Here is a 16,011-nt window from a genome sequence, read left to right as displayed (position 1 = left end):
TCCCTTGAGCGCCTGGCTCTGGTAGCATTCGCCGCATGACGTATTCAGGAAGATTGACCTGGGGCCTGGTTTTCTGGGCCGCCAGTTTCGCAGCATGGGGCCAGAGCGAGTTGCTGGTGAAGGTAAAACCGGCCAACAAGGCGCTCAAGGCCAATGTCGAAGGCTATATAGGCACTTTGGGTGACCGCGATGAAGAAGCGCTTTTGCGCTTCAGTCGCGGGGCAGAGGAGCAGGCGCGCAAAGCGGCGCAGGCACTTGGCTACTATCAGGCGCAAATCGATACCGAGGTCAAGCCCGCCAGTGACGCTGACCATTCCCCACAACTGATCATCCGCATTAACCCCGGCGAGCCGATTCGCCTGCGTAACGTGACCGTGCGCATCGACGGCCCGGCCAGCGAAATGAAGGCCTTCCGCGTTCCCGACAGCAAGGCGTTGCGTGCCGGGGAACAACTTAACCATGGCCATTACGAGGATGCCAAGCGCCTGATCCAGAACCAGGCATCACGCTACGGCTTCTTCAGCGGCCGCTTTACCCGCCAGCGCCTGGCGGTCGACCCGCAGGCCGGCGTGGCCGATATCGAACTGGTCTACCAAAGTGGCCCGCGTTACCGCCTGGGTGCCGTCACCTTCGGTGGCGACACGCCACTGGATGACGACCTGCTGCACCGCATGGTGTCGTTCAAACCGGGGACTCCCTACGATTCTGAACTGATCGCCGAACTGAACAACGACTTGCAGTCGAGCGGCTATTTTGAAGGTGTGCGCGTGGATGCAGCACCCACCGCCGCGGTGGGCGAAGAAGTCCCTGTGGATGTGCGCCTGGAAACCCGCAAGCCCCGTACCATGGGCCTGGGGTTGGGCTTCTCGACCGACGTCGGGCCACGCGGCAAGGCCAACTGGACTCGCCACTGGGTTAACCCACAGGGCCACAGCTACGGCTGGGAAACCGAGCTGTCGGCGCCGCGGCAGAACGTCGGCCTGTGGTACGACATTCCCCTCGACCCGCCGCTGACCGACAAGCTGCGCTTCGCCGGTGGCTACCAGAACGAGGAACTTGCCGGTACCGACACCCTCAGCAAACTGTTGACGGTCGGCCCCGAGTGGCACAGCAAGCTGCCCAGTGGCTGGCAGCGGGTGATATCGCTCAAGTACCAGCGCGAGGAATATCGCCTGGGTGACGACTCCGGGCTGAGCAACTTGCTCATGCCGGGCGTCAGCTATTCCTTCCTGCGCAGTGACAACCGTATCGACCCGCATAACGGCTACCGCCTGCAGTTCGATGTACAGGGGGCCAAGGAAGGGCTGGTTTCCGACACCAACCTGTTGCATGGCAACGTGCTGCTCAAGGGCCTGACCACGCTCGGCCACAACCACCGCTTGCTCGGCCGCGTACAGTTCGGCGGCAGTGCGACCAATGGCTTCAAGAACAACATCCCGCCGTCGTTGCGCTTCTTCGCCGGTGGTGACCAGAGCGTGCGTGGCTACGATTACCAGACCCTGTCGCCCAAGAACAGCGACGGTGACCGTATTGGCGGGCGCTACCTGGTGGCCGGCAGTGTCGAGTACCAGTATTCGCTGACCGAGAAGTGGCGGCTTGCAACGTTCGTCGACCAAGGCAACTCGTTCAACAACCTGGAGCTGCCCAGCCTCAAGACCGGGGTGGGCTTTGGTGTGCGCTGGGTGTCGCCGGTCGGGCCGCTGCGCCTGGACCTGGCCAAGGCGCTGGATGACGAAGGGGGCATTCGCCTGCACTTTTCCATGGGGCCTGAGCTTTGAAACGTGTGACCAAATACATTTTGCTGGGCCTGTTCGGGGTCGTCGTGAGCCTGGGCCTGGCGCTGGGCCTGCTGGTGGGCACCGAGGCTGGCAGCCGCTGGGCACTGGGCAAGGTGCCCGGGCTTGAAGTAACCGATTTTCAGGGGCGCCTGGCGGGCAGTTGGCAGGCCAGCATGCTGCGCTGGGCCGATGGTGGCAGCACAGTAGAGGTGCAGGCACCGCTTCTGGCCTGGTCGCCTGCATGCCTGATGCGTTCCACCCTGTGCATTGACCAGTTGCAGGCGCAGCGCATCGACATGGCCTTCGCGCCCAGTGCCGAGCCGGCCGACAGCGGCCCGCTGCAGCTGCCTGCGCTGCGCTTGCCGCTGGCCATCGAACTGGGTGAGGTCAAGGTCGGCCAACTGCGGCTGGACGGCAGTGACCTGCTGGGCGACTTGCAACTGGCGGCACACTGGACCAGCACCGGCATGCGCATCGACAGCCTGCACCTGCAGCGCGATGACCTGAAACTGGCCCTGCAGGGTGACCTGCAGCCCGAGGGTGACTGGCCGCTGCAACTGCAGGCACAGCTGCAATTACCGGCAGTGGAGGGCAAACCCTGGCAGCTGGCGCTGACCGCCACGGGTGATTTGCAAAAGACCCTGAAGCTGGCAGGCACCAGCAGCGGTTACCTCGACGCCACGTTGAACGGGCAGTTGCAGGCGTTGGCCGAGCACCTGCCCGCAACCTTGCAGATCCGTTCCGAGGCATTCAAACCGGCGGGCGCATTGCCTGACACTTTGCAGTTGAACCAGCTCAAGCTCGATGCCAAAGGCGACTTGCTCAAGGGTTATCAGCTGTCGGGTACGGCCAGCCTGCCGGCTGAACAGTCGCCGATCGCCTTGGCCTTGTCCGGCCTGGTCGACAGTAAAGGCGCCAGGCTCGATGCCCTGGACCTGACCGCCAGCGACACCCAACGGGTCAAGCTGCAAGCCACGGCCGACTGGCAAAAAGGCCTGAGCGCCGATGCGCAACTGGACTGGCAGGACTTCCCGTGGTTGCGCCTGTACCCATTGGAGACGCCGCCCCAGGTTACCCTCAAGGCCTTCAATACCCAGGTGCATTATCGCGATGGCAACTATCAGGGTACCTTCAAGGGCGACCTTGACGGCCCAGCGGGTGCATTCAGTTTGGCCAGCCCGTTCGAAGGCGACCTGAGCCAGGTGAAGCTGCCGCAGTTGGCGCTGACCGCCGGGCAGGGCAAGGCCGCCGGGAGCGTCGCTGTGCGCTTTGCCGACACGCTGGCCTGGGATGTCGACTTGCAGCTTTCGGCGCTCGACCCTGCTTATTGGCTGGCCGAACTGCCGGGCACGCTGGCAGGGCCGCTGCGCAGCAAAGGCGAGCTGAAAGGCGAGGCGCTCACCCTTGATGCGCAACTTGACCTGAAAGGCCGTCTGCGTGGCCAGCCGGCAGTGCTCAAGGCCGAGGCGCAGGGGGCAGGGCAGAGCTGGACGCTCGGTGCACTGGCTATCCAGCTAGGTGACAACCGCATCAACGGCAGTGGCAGCCTGCAGCAGCGCCTGGCCGGGCGAATCGACCTCGATTTGCCGCGCCTGGGCCAGTTGTGGCCGAGGCTGCAAGGCCAGGTCAAGGGCCGGCTGGACCTCGCCGGCACCTTGCAGGCCCCGCAAGGTACGCTGACCCTGCAGGGCCAACGGTTGGCCCAGGCCGAAAACCGCCTGCAGCAGCTGGGCCTGGAGGCCCGGCTGGACAACGCCCAGCGCGGTGTAATCGAACTCAAGGCCACAGGCATCCAGCTTGGCGACACCGCCTTGGGCACGCTGCAGGCCAACGGCAAAGGTGACATTCGCCAGCAAGCCTTGACCCTGGCGCTGGACGGCCCGCAACTCAAGCTCGACCTTGGGCTGGATGGCCAGTTGAGCAAGGGTGACTGGCGAGGGCGCCTGGCCAGTGGGCGTATTCAGGCCGGTGGCCAGGACTGGCAGTTGCAGGCGCCAGCACGGCTTCAGCGCCTGGCCAGTGGGCAGCTGGATTTCGGTGCCCATTGCTGGCGCTCCGGCCAGGCCAGCCTGTGTGGTGATGACCAGCGCCTGGCCCCCGAGCCGCGTCTGCGCTACCACCTCAAGCAGTTCCCGCTGGACAGCCTGGCCCAATGGCTGCCGAAGGACTTCGCCTGGCAAGGCCTGCTCAATGCTGATATCAACCTGGACATCCCGGCCAGTGGCCCCAAGGGTACGGTCGTGGTCGATGCCAGTGGCGGCACCCTGCGTGTGAAGGACAAGGGTCGCTGGATCGACTTCCCTTACCAGGCCCTGCGCCTGGACAGCACACTGGCACCGCGGCGCATCGATACGCGCCTGGCGTTTCGCGGCGAGCGCCTGGGTGAGTTGAACCTCACGGCCCGGCTCGACCCGCTGGGCAAAAACAAGCCGTTGTCGGGTGATTTCCGCCTGGCCGGGCTGGACCTGTCGGTAGCCCGTCCGTTCGTGCCGATGGTCGAGCGGCTGGCCGGGCAGCTCAATGGCAGTGGCCGGCTTTCCGGTACGTTGCTGGCGCCGCAGGTCAACGGCGACCTGATGCTCAGTGGTGGCGAAGTCAGCGGCGCCGAACTGCCGGCCAGCCTTCAGGACCTGTCATTGCAGGCGCTGATTTCCGGCGAGCACGTGCAGCTTGACGGCAACTGGCGCAGTGGCGAGGCCGGGCGTGGCCAGGTGAGCGGCAACCTCACCTGGGGCCAGGCACTGGGCATGGACGTGCGCTTGCAAGGCCAGCAACTGCCGGTCACGGTCGAGCCTTATGCCACGCTGGAAGTTGCCCCGGACCTGACCCTGCGCCTGATCGACGACAAGCTGGCGGTTACCGGCAAGGTACAGGTGCCCAAGGGCAAGATCACTGTTCGCGAGTTGCCCCCGTCCACCGTCAAAGTGTCGGATGACACGGTTATCGTCGGCCACCAGACAGAAGAGGGCAAACCGCCCATGGCGATGGCCATGGACATTGACGTCGAAGTGGGTCGCGACAAGCTGTCGTTCAGCGGCTTTGGCCTCACCGCCAACCTGCTTGGCCATGTACACATCGGCGATAACCTCGACACCCGTGGTGAACTGAGCCTGGCAGACGGACGCTACCGTGCCTACGGCCAGCGCTTGACCATCCGCCGGGCGCGGCTGTTGTTCGCCGGCCCGATTGACCAGCCGTATCTGGATATCGAAGCCATTCGCAAGGTTGACGATGTAATTGCCGGTATCCGCCTGAGCGGCAGTGCCGAGCAGCCGACCACCAAAGTGTTCTCGGAACCGGCCATGAGCCAGGAGCAAGCACTGTCGTACCTGGTGTTGGGGCGGCCGCTGGGCACGTCCGGTGAAGACAACAACATGCTCGCCGAAGCGGCCTTGGGCCTGGGCCTGGCCGGTAGCGCCGGGATTACCGGCAGCCTGGCTTCGAGCCTTGGGATTGACGACTTCCAGCTGGATACCGAGGGTTCTGGCAACACAACCAGCGTGGTCGCCAGCGGCAACCTGACCGAGAAGTTGAGCCTGCGTTACGGCGTAGGCGTGTTCGAGCCTGCCAACACCATTGCGTTGCGCTACAAACTGAGCAAAAAGGTGTACCTGGAAGCCGCCAGCGGGTTGGCCAGTTCTCTGGACATCTTCTACAAGCGCGACTTCTGAAGGAGGACGGGGCGGCCGTCAGCGGACGGTGGCTGCCTCGATGAACTCATTGGTGTCGGGCGAGGGCGGTGCTGCGGGAGCACGTACCGGGACAATCAGGCTGGTGTATTCCTCGATCAGCCGGTTCAGGGCCTCGGGTGGTTCGCTGGCCTGGAACTGCATGCGTATCTGCACTTCGTCAGGGTCACGGCTGTCACCCTGACGGCCCTGGCCGCCGATGGTGACCTTGAAGCTGGCGGCCTTGCTCTCGCTTGCCGTCAGCAGGGCCTGCTGCGCTTCAGTACCTTTGACCCGCACCGACAAGTCGACCTGCATGCGCTCCAGGGCCAGGCCTTTGGGCGACACCAAAGCAAACAGGGGAACGCGCATGATGTGCTGGCCGTCCATTGCCACTTCGACCATCTTGGCCTTCATGGGGGCGCCCAACGCCTCAGTGTCGCACTCGAAAAACTGGTCGAACAGGTTGATGTACTGCTGTGCAATCAAGCTGTTGGTGGCGCTGGCGGCTTCTTGCAGGCCACGGGTGATTTCGCGCAGGTCGATGGAGGTCATGGGGGCGGGGGGCTTTTGCAACGATTCGACTCCTCAAGCCAGGTGGTGCCCCTCCCGTTGCGGGCAGGAGGGGTTGATGGGGGCACTCAAACGTCTCACGGCGCCGGTGGGCCTTCCGGTTTTGGCCCTTTCAGGGTATCGGCCTGGGAAATCTCGTCCGGGCTTTCCAGTTCGGCGGTTCTGACAACGGTTGGCTTGGTCGCGGCGTCCGTCAGGAACTCGATCACCCTCATCATCGCTTCGGGCGGTTCCTGGCGCTTCAGGGTGGTGTTGAAGGCATAGCGGGCGCGTGTATCCGTCTTGCGGGTTTGCGTGGACTTGTGGCTGACGCTGCCTTTCACGTTCAGCTTGAACGGCCCCCAGCCCAGTGAGCCGGTCGCTTCTGCGTTCATGTCCTTGCTGGATGTATCCTCCGACATCTGGTTGATCACCAGTTCGAACTCTACATTGCCCTCTTCAATCGAGATGTTCGGGTGCGTAATGGCAGCCAGCAGCGGCACTTTCATGGTCTTGCTGACCACGCCTTTGTATTCGCCCTGTTCATCGACGATGGTTTCGTCGTAGTCGAACTGGATGGCGACCGCCTTGCCATCCTGGACGCATACCTGCATCAGGAAGTCGGCGTACGATTTGCTGGCGGTTACCTGCGCCTGGACCATGGCCTGCAGGGGGCCGGCGATCATGCGGTCCATCGGCAGGGCGTTGATGACCGAGCCAATAAGGCTGTTGTCTATCGACATATCGGGATGCTCTTTCTAGTGGGGTAAGGAAGCCGCCAATGGCGGCCACGGTGCAGTGGCGTCAGCGAGCGCAAGGCTCCTGGCGCCGAATGTTGCCGATCTGGCGCAGGCTCAGGCCGTATTTGTTGGCCAACAGGCTGCGGGACAGGCCGTTGGCGCTTTCCTTCTGGATCTGCTGGTTGCGCAGCTGGCGCAGGAAGTGGTCAGCCTTGGGGATCTCCAGGGCGACCCCGGCAAAGCGCTTGATCAGCGCATCGAGCGCATCGGCCGGCAGCACGTCGGCAAGCTTGGTACGCTCGCGGTGCTTGGGGATGTACTTGGGCCTGCCACCAAAGGCGCAGGTCAGCTGGTAGGCGTTTTCGATGCCGATGCAGTCGATCAGGGCCTGTAGCGAGTGGGGCAGTTGGCTGATATCGATCTGGCTCAAGTCTGGCGTTTGCATATGGCGCTCCTTCGGGATGGGTGGGATGTGCGACCCGATCACCCGCGGCGGTATGTCGAAGGTGTGAGCAAATTCTGTGCGACTGCCAAGGCGCGTCGCTAGGCGGCATATGGGTTGGGAGTTGTAGCTTCGGTGAACAGGTTTTGCAGGCAGCGATATCCGGTGCTGTAGGAAATGGCATCGACATTTGGCGGGGACTGGTGATTTCTCATCTGATCACGCCGATTGTTGCGGATGGGTCCGGTAACCTTCACTCGCACGGATAGCTGTTCAGCAAGCTGGCGCTGCTCAGATAGGCCTGAGGGGTGGCGCGCATGTCCTGGGGCAATGTGCGCCAGTCAACCAGCAGGCACAGCGCATGCAGGGGCTGGCCGTTGCGCTGGCCGATGACCTGGCCCGCAAAGTGGCGGCGGTACAGGGCCTGGGTCTGGCGCTGAGCATGCACCTGATCGGCCTGGGTCAGGGTTTGCCGGGCCAGGTCGGGTAGCCGGGCCGCAGGCACACTGAAATGGACCGGCGCCGCATTGGCCTGCAGGTACCCGGCCTGACGCACGCGTTGCCACAGTTGTTGCCATTGACTGCTGCCGGCATGGGCAGCCAGCTCGCGCCCCAGTTCGAGCAGGTGCTCGGCGGGTGTCTGCCAGGTGTCCAGTGCATGAAGGGAAAAAGGGGCCAGAAACAGCGAAGTGAACAGCAGGGGTTTGTACATGGTGACTCCGGCTTGGGTGCTTGGGAGTCTCATGGTTTCAGGCTGATCCCGCCCCACCCAGCAGGAAATGCAGCGCCGGGGGCGGTGGCCGTTGTATCATGGCCGCGGCTCGTTGCGAGCCTTTTGCCCCTGATGTTGCAAGGAACCTTCGATGACACACGTGCAGCGCCTGAAATATTCCCTTTTGATCATCCTGGTTGTACTGGGCCTGATGCTGGGCCTGTCCCACCTGCAGAAGCAGGGCACGATCAGTGAGCAGACCTTCCAGATGCTGGCCATTGCCATTGCGGTGGTGGTCGTGGTGATCAATGGCATCCTGCGGCGCAAGGTCAAGCCCTGACCTGTGCGGGCCGGCCAGGTCTGGCCGGCCATACGCTCAGCGCAGCGGTGTTTGCTCCAGCACGGCGCGGGCCTGAGGGTTCAGGCTGTAGCACTTGTCGCTTCCCAGCTGAATGACGCCTTCGGCGCACAGGCGCTTGAGCACTTCGCGCACACTGAGAAACGACAGCGGGATATCCAGCTGTTCCAGTTGGGCGTGCACACCGCGCACGCCAATGCTGCGGCCGTTGCGGTCGGCGGCGTGCAAGGCGTCGATCACCTTGAGGCGAATCAGGCTGGTACGCAGGCCAAAGGTGCGCAGCAGTTCGCGGATCTGTTCGTTGCCGGTGCGTTCCTCGGCAAAAATGCCCTGTCCCTTGGGCGCTTTGCCTGGGACGCGCCCAGCCTGGATCGAGGGTTGCGGGTTGTACATGTGAATGCTCCTTTTCGTGGACGAACCCGAAATGTGGTTGCCTCACTTACTAGGACGAATGAGAACGCAAAAACTGCAACCCACTCGTGAAAAAAATGCCTCTTTCTCATCAAGACGTTCCACCGCCTTGTAATACGTAAAATTTTCATCTGGCCATTCGTCTGATCGGGATGACCCCCGAACCCGAGGAGTGCCCGTGTTTCCACTTTCCCGTCCCATGACTTGCGCTGGCCTGGCCGCCGCGCTGGTGGCCTTCAGCGTTACCGTTCTGGCGCAGCCCGACCTTGATGCCAGTGCGCAGATCCGACGCACCAGTTACGGGGTGCCGCATATCGTGGCCAAGGATGAGCGTGGCCTGGGCTATGGTGTCGGCTACGCCTATGCGCAGGACAACTTGTGCCTACTGGCCAACGAGGTGCTGACTGTAAGCGGCGAGCGGTCACGCCATTTCGGTGCCAAAGGCAAGACCCTGGAACAGCGTGACAACCTGGCCAGTGACCTGTTCTTCACCTGGCTCAACAGCCCGGCGGCGGTCAGCGCGTACTTGCAGGCGCAGCCCGCGCCGGTGAAAGCGCTGCTGGAGGGCTATGCCACCGGCTACAACCGGGCGTTGGCTGAGCGTCGCAGGCAAGGCTTGCCTGCCGAGTGCGGCAATGGCGAGTGGGTGCGGCCCATCAGTAGCGAGGACCTGGTCAAGCTGACCCGCCGGCTGCTGGCCGAAGGCGGTGTCGGGCAGTTCGTCGAGGCGCTGGCGGGGGCGCAACCTCCTGCACAGACCAGCCAGCAGGCATCGGCTGGCTTCGGCGCCGCACTGGCAAGGCAAGAGCGCTTTGCCACGGAGCGCGGCAGCAACGCGGTGGCCGTAGGCGCGCAGCGTTCGGCCAATGGCCGTGGCTTGCTGTTGGCCAACCCGCACTTCCCGTGGATGGGCGGCATGCGCTTTTACCAGATGCAGCTGACCATCCCCGGCCAGCTTGATGTCATGGGCGCCGCATTGCCCGGCCTGCCGGTCGTCAACATCGGGTTCAACCGGCACCTGGCCTGGACGCACACCGTCGATACGTCGAATCACTTCACCTTGTACCGTTTGCAGCTCGATCCCAAAGACCCGACCCGTTACCTGCTCGATGGCAAGTCGCTGCCACTGGCGAGGCAAACCGTCAGTGTTGCGGTCAAGGCCGAGGATGGTAGCGTGAGCCAGGTGGAACGGCAGGTCTACAGCTCGCAATTCGGCCCGGTGGTGCAGTGGCCTGGGCGCCTGGATTGGGATGCGCAGGCGGCCTACAGCTTGCGTGATGCCAACCTGGACAACACCCGGGTGCTGCAGCAGTGGTACCAGATCAACCGTGCCGACAGCCTGGCCGCGTTGAAAGGCTCGGTCGAGCAACTGCAAGGCATCCCATGGGTCAATACCCTGGCGGTGGACCAAGGCGGGCGTGCGTTGTACCTGAACCAGTCGGTGGTGCCCTACGTGGACCAGCCACTGCTGGACGCCTGCAGTAACCCGAAAGGGCAGGGGCGCCTGGTGGTGCTGGATGGTTCGCGCAGCGCATGCCAGTGGAAGGTCGATGCGCAGGCCGCGCAAGCGGGTATTTTCCCGGCGCGACTGCTGCCGAGCCTTGAGCGCGAGGACTTCGTGCAGAACTCCAACGACCCGGCCTGGATGGCCAACCCGGCCCAGCCGCTGACCGGTTATTCACCGTTGGTCAGCCGCAATGACCAGCCGTTGGGCATGCGCGGGCGCTTTGCCCTGCAACGCCTGCAGGGCACGGCAAAACTGGGCGTGGATGACCTGCAGCGCATGGTGACCGACGACGAGGTTTACCTGGCCAGCCTGGTGCTGCCAGACCTGCTGCAGTGGTGCAAGGGCGCAGGCGTGGATGTGCAAGCCGTCTGCAGCAGCCTGGCGGCCTGGAATGGCAAGGCTGACCTGGACAGCGGCATTGGCCTGGTGCACTTCCAGAACCTGTTCAATGCCCTGGCCGAACACCCGGAAAGCTGGCGGGTGGCCTTCAACCCGGCCGATCCGCAGCACACCCCGCGAGGCTTGGCAGTAGAGCAAGCGGCCGTGAGCAAGCTGGTGCACGAGGCTGCGCTGGCTTCGCTCAAGCAGGTGAATGAAAGCGGCGTGGCGGGTGAGGCGCGTTGGGGGCAGGTACAGCAGGCGCTCGATGGCACGCCGGTGCCGGGTGGCCCACAGGCGCTGGGCGTGTATAACGCGATGTACAGTGTGCCGCACGGTCAGGGCAAGCGGCTGGTGGTGAGCGGTACCAGTTACCTGCAACTGGTCAGCTTTACCGACAAGGGGCCAGAGGCTCGTGGGTTGCTGGCGTTTTCCCAGTCAAGCGAAGCAGCTTCGGCGCATGCCAGCGACCAGACCAAGGCGTTCGCCGCCAAGCAGCTGGCGGTGATTCCGTTTACCGAGGCGCAGATCAAGGCTGACCCAGAGTATCGGGAAGTGGTGATCAGTGAGCGAGACAAAGGGGCAGTGGCTCAGCAGTAAGGCATTCTGGCCCTATCGCCGGCAAGCCAGCTCCCACAGGTCACCCACAAGATTTGAATCCTGTGGCCGACTTGTGGGAGCTGGCTTGCCGGCGATAGGGTCAGTGCTACAGACACAGGGCTGTCAGGAAAACTCGAAAGGCGCCAGCTGAAACCCTTGCTCATCCACCTGCAAGGCCCAGCCCCGGCGGTCCCAGTCCCCCAGCACGATACGCCGTGCCGGCTGCCCATCGACCACCAGCTTGTGTATCGCCGGCCGGTGGGTATGGCCATGCACCAGCGTGCGCACGCCATGTTCCGCCATCACCTTGGGTACTTCCTCCGGCGTGACGTCGACAATCTCGGTAGACTTCATCCGCGTTTGCGTGCGGCTTTCGCTGCGCAGCTTGCGCGCCAGCTTGTAGCGGGCCGACAGCGGCAGGTGACGCAAGATCCACAAACTCAGCGGGTTGCGCAGCAAGCGGCGCATCTTCATGTAGCCCAGGTCGCGGGTACACAGGGTGTCGCCATGCATCAGCAGCACCTGTTCGCCGCCCAGCTCGATCACGCTGGGGTCACTCAACAGCGTGCAGCCAGCAGCGTCGCAAAAGGCCTGGCCAATCAGGAAGTCGCGGTTGCCGTGCATCAGGTAGATGGCCGTGCCGCTGTCGCTCAGCCGGCGCATGGCCTGGCAGATCGACTGCTGGAAGGGCGTCATGGCATCGTCGCCAATCCACGCTTCGAAAAAATCACCAAGGATGTACAGCGCCTTGGCGTGGCGGGCGCGGCCATCGAGCAGATCAAGAAACGCCCGGGAAATATCCGGGCGTTCTTCTTGCAAATGCAGATCGGAGATCAGCAGGATCACTCAATGATCTCGGCTTTCTCGATGATCACGTCGTCTTTCGGAACGTCCTGGTGGCCAGCTTTGGAGCCGGTGGCGACCTTTTCGATGGCGTCGACGATTTCACGGCCTTCGATCACTTCGCCGAACACGGCGTAGCCCCAGCCCTGCACGTTCTTGCCGCTGTGGTTGAGGAAGTCGTTGTCGGACGAGTTGATGAAGAACTGCGCCGAGGCAGAGTGCGGCTCCATGGTACGGGCCATGGCGATGCTGTACTTCTTGTTCTTCAGGCCATTGTCGGCTTCGTTCTGGATGGTGGCGCGGGTTTTCTTCTGGCTCATGTTGGCATCGAAGCCGCCACCCTGGATCATGAAGCCCTTGATCACGCGGTGGAACACGGTGCCATTGTAGTGGCCGTCCTTGACGTACTGAACGAAGTTTTCGGTGGTCTGCGGCGCTTTCTCGGCGTCCAGTTGCAGGACGATGTCGCCGTGGTTGGTGCTCAGTTTGACTTTGGACATGCTGAAACTCGCTTTTTCAAGGCAATCAGAAATTAGGGTGCGCAGGGCGCGGGTTATTACCTGACGCAGGATCAGGTGATCGCGACACATGGCGCGCACTGGCCATTTTGCCAGGCTGCGGCAAAAAGCCGTGATAAATCACGCCAGTTTGTCCGGGCCCGACTGTCAGCAGCTTGACTGCTTCGGCTATGATAGGCCCTTTGATTCAATCGGCCTACCCAGGCCGGACACGTGCATTCAAGGATCCTATGAGCAAGCCCACTGCCGACAACGCGCCCAACGCCGCTGCCAAAGGCGCCCCCGCTGTCCCTGCGAACTTCCTGCGGCCGATCATCCAGGCCGACCTGGACTCGGGCAAGCACAGCAGCATCGTCACCCGTTTCCCGCCGGAGCCTAACGGCTACCTGCACATCGGCCACGCCAAGTCGATTTGCGTCAACTTCGGCCTGGCCAAGGAATTCGGCGGCGTCTGCCACCTGCGCTTCGACGACACCAACCCGGCCAAGGAAGACCAGGAGTACATCGACGCCATCCAGAGCGATGTGAAGTGGTTGGGCTTCGATTGGGCGGGCGACGTGCGCTACGCCTCCGACTACTTCGACCAGTTGCACGACTGGGCCGTCGAGCTGATCAAGCAGGGCAAGGCTTACGTTTGCGACCTTACCCCCGAGCAAGCCAAGGAATACCGCGGCAACCTCAAGGAACCGGGCAAGAACAGCCCGTTCCGCGAGCGTAGCGTGGAAGACAACCTCGACCTGTTCGCCCGCATGAAGGCTGGCGAGTTCAAGGACGGCGAGCGCGTGCTGCGGGCCAAGATCGACATGGCTTCGCCAAACATGAACCTGCGCGACCCGATCCTGTACCGCATTCGCCATGCCCACCACCACCAGACCGGTGACAAGTGGTGCATCTACCCCAACTACGACTTTACCCACGGCCAGTCGGATGCCATCGAGGGCATTACCCACTCGATCTGCACCCTGGAGTTCGAAGGGCATCGTCCGCTGTACGACTGGTTCCTCGACAACCTGCCGGTGCCGGCGCACCCGCGTCAGTACGAGTTCAGCCGCCTGAACCTGAACTACACCATCACGTCCAAGCGCAAGCTGAAGCAGCTGGTTGACGAGAAGCACGTCGAAGCCTGGGACGACCCGCGCATGTCGACCCTGTCCGGCTTCCGTCGCCGTGGCTACACCCCGGCTTCGATCCGCAACTTCTGCGAAATGATCGGCACCAACCGTTCCGACGGCGTGGTCGACATGTCGATGCTCGAATTCAGCATCCGTGACGACCTCGACCGCACCGCGCCGCGTGCCATGTGCGTGCTGCGCCCGCTGAAAGTGGTCATCACCAACTACCCGGAAGGCCAGGTCGAGCAGCTTGAACTGCCGCGCCACCCGAAAGAAGACATGGGCGTGCGCGTGCTGCCGTTCTCCCGTGAGCTGTACATCGACCGCGACGACTTCATGGAAGAGCCGCCAAAGGGCTACAAGCGCCTGGAACCGGCCGGTGAGGTGCGCCTGCGTGGCAGCTACGTGATCCGCGCCGACGAGGCCATCAAGGACGCCGACGGCAACATCGTCGAGCTGCGCTGCTCGTACGACCCGGACACCCTGGGCAAAAACCCTGAAGGCCGCAAGGTCAAGGGCGTGATCCACTGGGTACCGGCCGAAGGCAGCGTCGAGTGCGAAGTGCGCCTGTACGACCGTCTGTTCCGCTCGCCGAACCCGGAAAAGACCGAGGAGGGCGGCAGCTTCCTGGACAACATCAACCCGGATTCGCTGCAAGTGCTCAGCGGCTGCCGTGCCGAGCCGTCGCTGGCCCAGGCCCAGCCCGAGGACCGCTTCCAGTTCGAGCGCGAAGGCTACTTCTGCGCCGACCTGAAAGACAGCCAGCCGGGCCGCCCGGTGTTCAACCGCACTGTCACCCTGCGTGACTCCTGGGGCAGCTGAGGAAACGCCGTGCTTACCATCTACAACACCCTGAGCAAAGCGAAGGAAACCTTCAAGCCGCTGGATGGCAACAAGGTGCGCATGTACGTGTGCGGCATGACCGTGTACGACTACTGCCACCTGGGCCATGGCCGCAGCATGGTGGCGTTCGACCTGGTCACCCGCTGGCTGCGCAAGAGCGGCTACGACCTGACCTACGTGCGCAACATCACCGACATCGATGACAAGATCATCAACCGGGCCAACGAGAACGGCGAAACCTTCGACGCCTTGACCGCCCGCATGATCGATGCGATGCACGAAGACGAGCGCCGCCTGAACATCCTGCCGCCAGACCAGGAACCGCGTGCCACCGACCACATCGCCGGCATGCACGCGATGATCCAGACCCTGATCGACAAGGGTTACGCCTACGCCCCAGGCAATGGCGACGTGTACTACCGCGTCGGCAAGTTCGTCGGTTACGGCAAACTGTCGCGCAAGAAGATCGAAGACCTGCGCATCGGCGCGCGCATCGAGGTTGACGAAGCCAAGCAAGACCCGCTGGACTTCGTGCTGTGGAAGGGCGTGAAGCCGGGCGAGCCGAGCTGGGAGTCGCCATGGGGCCCGGGCCGTCCGGGCTGGCACATCGAGTGCTCGGTGATGTCCACGTGCTGCCTGGGCGAGAGCTTCGACATTCACGGCGGTGGCAGCGACCTGGAGTTCCCGCACCATGAGAACGAGATTGCCCAGAGCGAAGCGGCCACTGGCAAGCAGTACGCCAACGCCTGGATGCACTGCGGCATGATCCGTATCAATGGCGAGAAGATGTCCAAGTCGTTGAACAACTTCTTCACCATCCGTGACGTGCTGGAAAAGTACCACCCGGAAGTGGTGCGTTACCTGCTGGTGGCCAGCCACTACCGCAGCGCGATCAACTACTCCGAAGACAGCCTGCGTGACGCCAAGGGCGCGCTGGAGCGCTTCTACCACGCCCTGCGCGGCTTGCCACGCGTGGCAGCCAAGGGTGGCGAGGCGTTCGTCGAGCGCTTCAGCGTGGCGATGAACGACGACTTCGGTACTCCCGAAGCCTGCGCCGTGCTGTTCGACCTGGTGCGTGAGATCAACCGCCTGCGCGACAGCGACCCGGAGGCCGCTGCCGGCCTGGCGGGTCGCCTGCGTGAGCTGGGTGATGTGCTGGGTGTGCTGCAGCTGGAAGCCGATGACTTCCTGCGAGCGGGCGCCGAAGGCAAGGTCGATGCGGCCGAGGTTGAAAGCCTGATTCAGGCGCGCCTGCAGGCGCGTGCGGACAAGAACTGGGCCGAGTCGGACCGGATTCGCGACCAGTTGACCGCCATGGGTGTGGTGCTGGAAGACAGCAAGGGTACTACTACTTGGCGTCTGGCTGACTGATCGGTGTAAATGGGGCTGCTTTGCAGCCCATCGCCGGCAAGCCAGCTCCCACAAGAACCGCGCAGTATTGAAGACCTGTGCAGTCACTGTGGGAGATCACCCAGCCCTTCCGGGCTGCGCTGTCGCGCAGCAAACTTGAGATGTACGGCTTCAGATCTGCGCAGCGCTGACATTTTGA

The 16,011-nt window shown here is 63.2% G+C and carries 13 protein-coding genes; 6 read left to right on the top strand and 7 right to left on the bottom strand.

What is annotated here, in order from left to right:
- Positions 1–35: 35 nt before the first annotated feature.
- Both N436_RS12795 and N436_RS12790 read left to right on the top strand, forming a co-directional pair.
- Positions 36–1,778 carry an autotransporter assembly complex family protein gene (locus N436_RS12795; RefSeq protein WP_060499003.1) on the top strand — a complete coding sequence of 581 codons (1,743 nt, stop codon included), beginning with the start codon at positions 36–38 and terminating at the stop codon, positions 1,776–1,778.
- The gene (locus tag N436_RS12790; RefSeq protein WP_105947684.1) at positions 1,775–5,449 is read left to right on the top strand and encodes a translocation/assembly module TamB domain-containing protein; all 3,675 of its coding nucleotides are present in this window, start codon (positions 1,775–1,777) and stop codon (positions 5,447–5,449) included. The genes N436_RS12795 and N436_RS12790 overlap by 4 nt, the downstream gene beginning before the upstream one ends.
- Before the next feature lie 18 nt (positions 5,450–5,467).
- Here the strand turns inward: N436_RS12790 and N436_RS12785 are convergent, their stop codons facing one another.
- From N436_RS12785 to N436_RS12770, 4 genes are all read right to left on the bottom strand, one after another.
- On the bottom strand, positions 5,468–6,022 hold the full coding sequence (locus tag N436_RS12785) for a DUF2589 domain-containing protein (protein ID WP_105947683.1): 555 nt from the start codon (positions 6,020–6,022) through the stop codon (positions 5,468–5,470).
- Between the two features lie 74 nt (positions 6,023–6,096).
- Positions 6,097–6,741 carry a DUF2589 domain-containing protein gene (locus tag N436_RS12780; protein ID WP_105947682.1) on the bottom strand — a complete coding sequence of 215 codons (645 nt, stop codon included), beginning with the start codon at positions 6,739–6,741 and terminating at the stop codon, positions 6,097–6,099.
- A 61-nt stretch (positions 6,742–6,802) separates the two neighbouring features.
- Positions 6,803–7,183, bottom strand: coding sequence for a Mor transcription activator family protein (locus tag N436_RS12775; RefSeq protein ID WP_019097046.1), 381 nt, complete (start codon positions 7,181–7,183; stop codon positions 6,803–6,805).
- A gap of 250 nt (positions 7,184–7,433) precedes the next feature.
- Positions 7,434–7,892, bottom strand: a complete 459-nt coding sequence (locus N436_RS12770) for a hypothetical protein (protein ID WP_110741189.1) — start codon at positions 7,890–7,892, stop codon at positions 7,434–7,436.
- Between the two features lie 151 nt (positions 7,893–8,043).
- Between N436_RS12770 and N436_RS12765 the strand changes: the two genes are divergently transcribed.
- Positions 8,044–8,232, top strand: a complete 189-nt coding sequence (locus N436_RS12765) for a hypothetical protein (protein WP_003248064.1) — start codon at positions 8,044–8,046, stop codon at positions 8,230–8,232.
- 36 nt (positions 8,233–8,268) lie between these two features.
- Here N436_RS12765 and N436_RS12760 read toward each other — a convergent pair whose 3' ends face one another.
- Entirely contained in the window at positions 8,269–8,643 is a 375-nt protein-coding gene (locus N436_RS12760; protein ID WP_016714110.1) for a fe2+ zn2+ uptake regulation protein, read from the bottom strand.
- A gap of 196 nt (positions 8,644–8,839) precedes the next feature.
- On the opposite strand from N436_RS12760, the gene N436_RS12755 reads away from it, so the two are divergent.
- Complete coding sequence (locus tag N436_RS12755) at positions 8,840–11,146, top strand: acylase (protein ID WP_105947680.1); 2,307 nt, start codon at positions 8,840–8,842, stop codon at positions 11,144–11,146.
- Positions 11,147–11,269: 123 nt separating this feature from the next.
- Here N436_RS12755 and N436_RS12750 read toward each other — a convergent pair whose 3' ends face one another.
- Together N436_RS12750 and N436_RS12745 are read right to left on the bottom strand one after the other, a co-directional pair.
- A complete protein-coding gene (locus N436_RS12750) occupies positions 11,270–11,992 on the bottom strand; it encodes a UDP-2,3-diacylglucosamine diphosphatase (protein ID WP_105947679.1) in 723 nt (240 codons plus the stop codon).
- A complete protein-coding gene (locus tag N436_RS12745) occupies positions 11,989–12,489 on the bottom strand; it encodes a peptidylprolyl isomerase (RefSeq protein ID WP_060499011.1) in 501 nt (166 codons plus the stop codon). Before N436_RS12745 ends, N436_RS12750 begins: the two co-directional genes overlap by 4 nt.
- 248 nt (positions 12,490–12,737) lie before the next feature.
- On the opposite strand from N436_RS12745, the gene N436_RS12740 reads away from it, so the two are divergent.
- Positions 12,738–14,441: a glutamine--tRNA ligase/YqeY domain fusion protein gene (locus tag N436_RS12740; protein WP_105947678.1), complete on the top strand. Its 1,704-nt coding sequence runs from the start codon at positions 12,738–12,740 to the stop codon at positions 14,439–14,441.
- Positions 14,442–14,450: 9 nt separating this feature from the next.
- On the top strand, positions 14,451–15,833 hold the full coding sequence (cysS, locus tag N436_RS12735) for a cysteine--tRNA ligase (RefSeq protein WP_060499013.1): 1,383 nt from the start codon (positions 14,451–14,453) through the stop codon (positions 15,831–15,833).
- The last annotated feature ends 178 nt before the right edge of the window (positions 15,834–16,011 follow it).

This window comes from Pseudomonas sp. RV120224-01b (assembly GCF_003208145.1).
Lineage (GTDB): Bacteria > Pseudomonadota > Gammaproteobacteria > Pseudomonadales > Pseudomonadaceae > Aquipseudomonas > Aquipseudomonas monteilii.
Note: the sequence above shows the minus strand (reverse complement) of the source record. Positions and strands in the feature narration are given on the sequence as shown.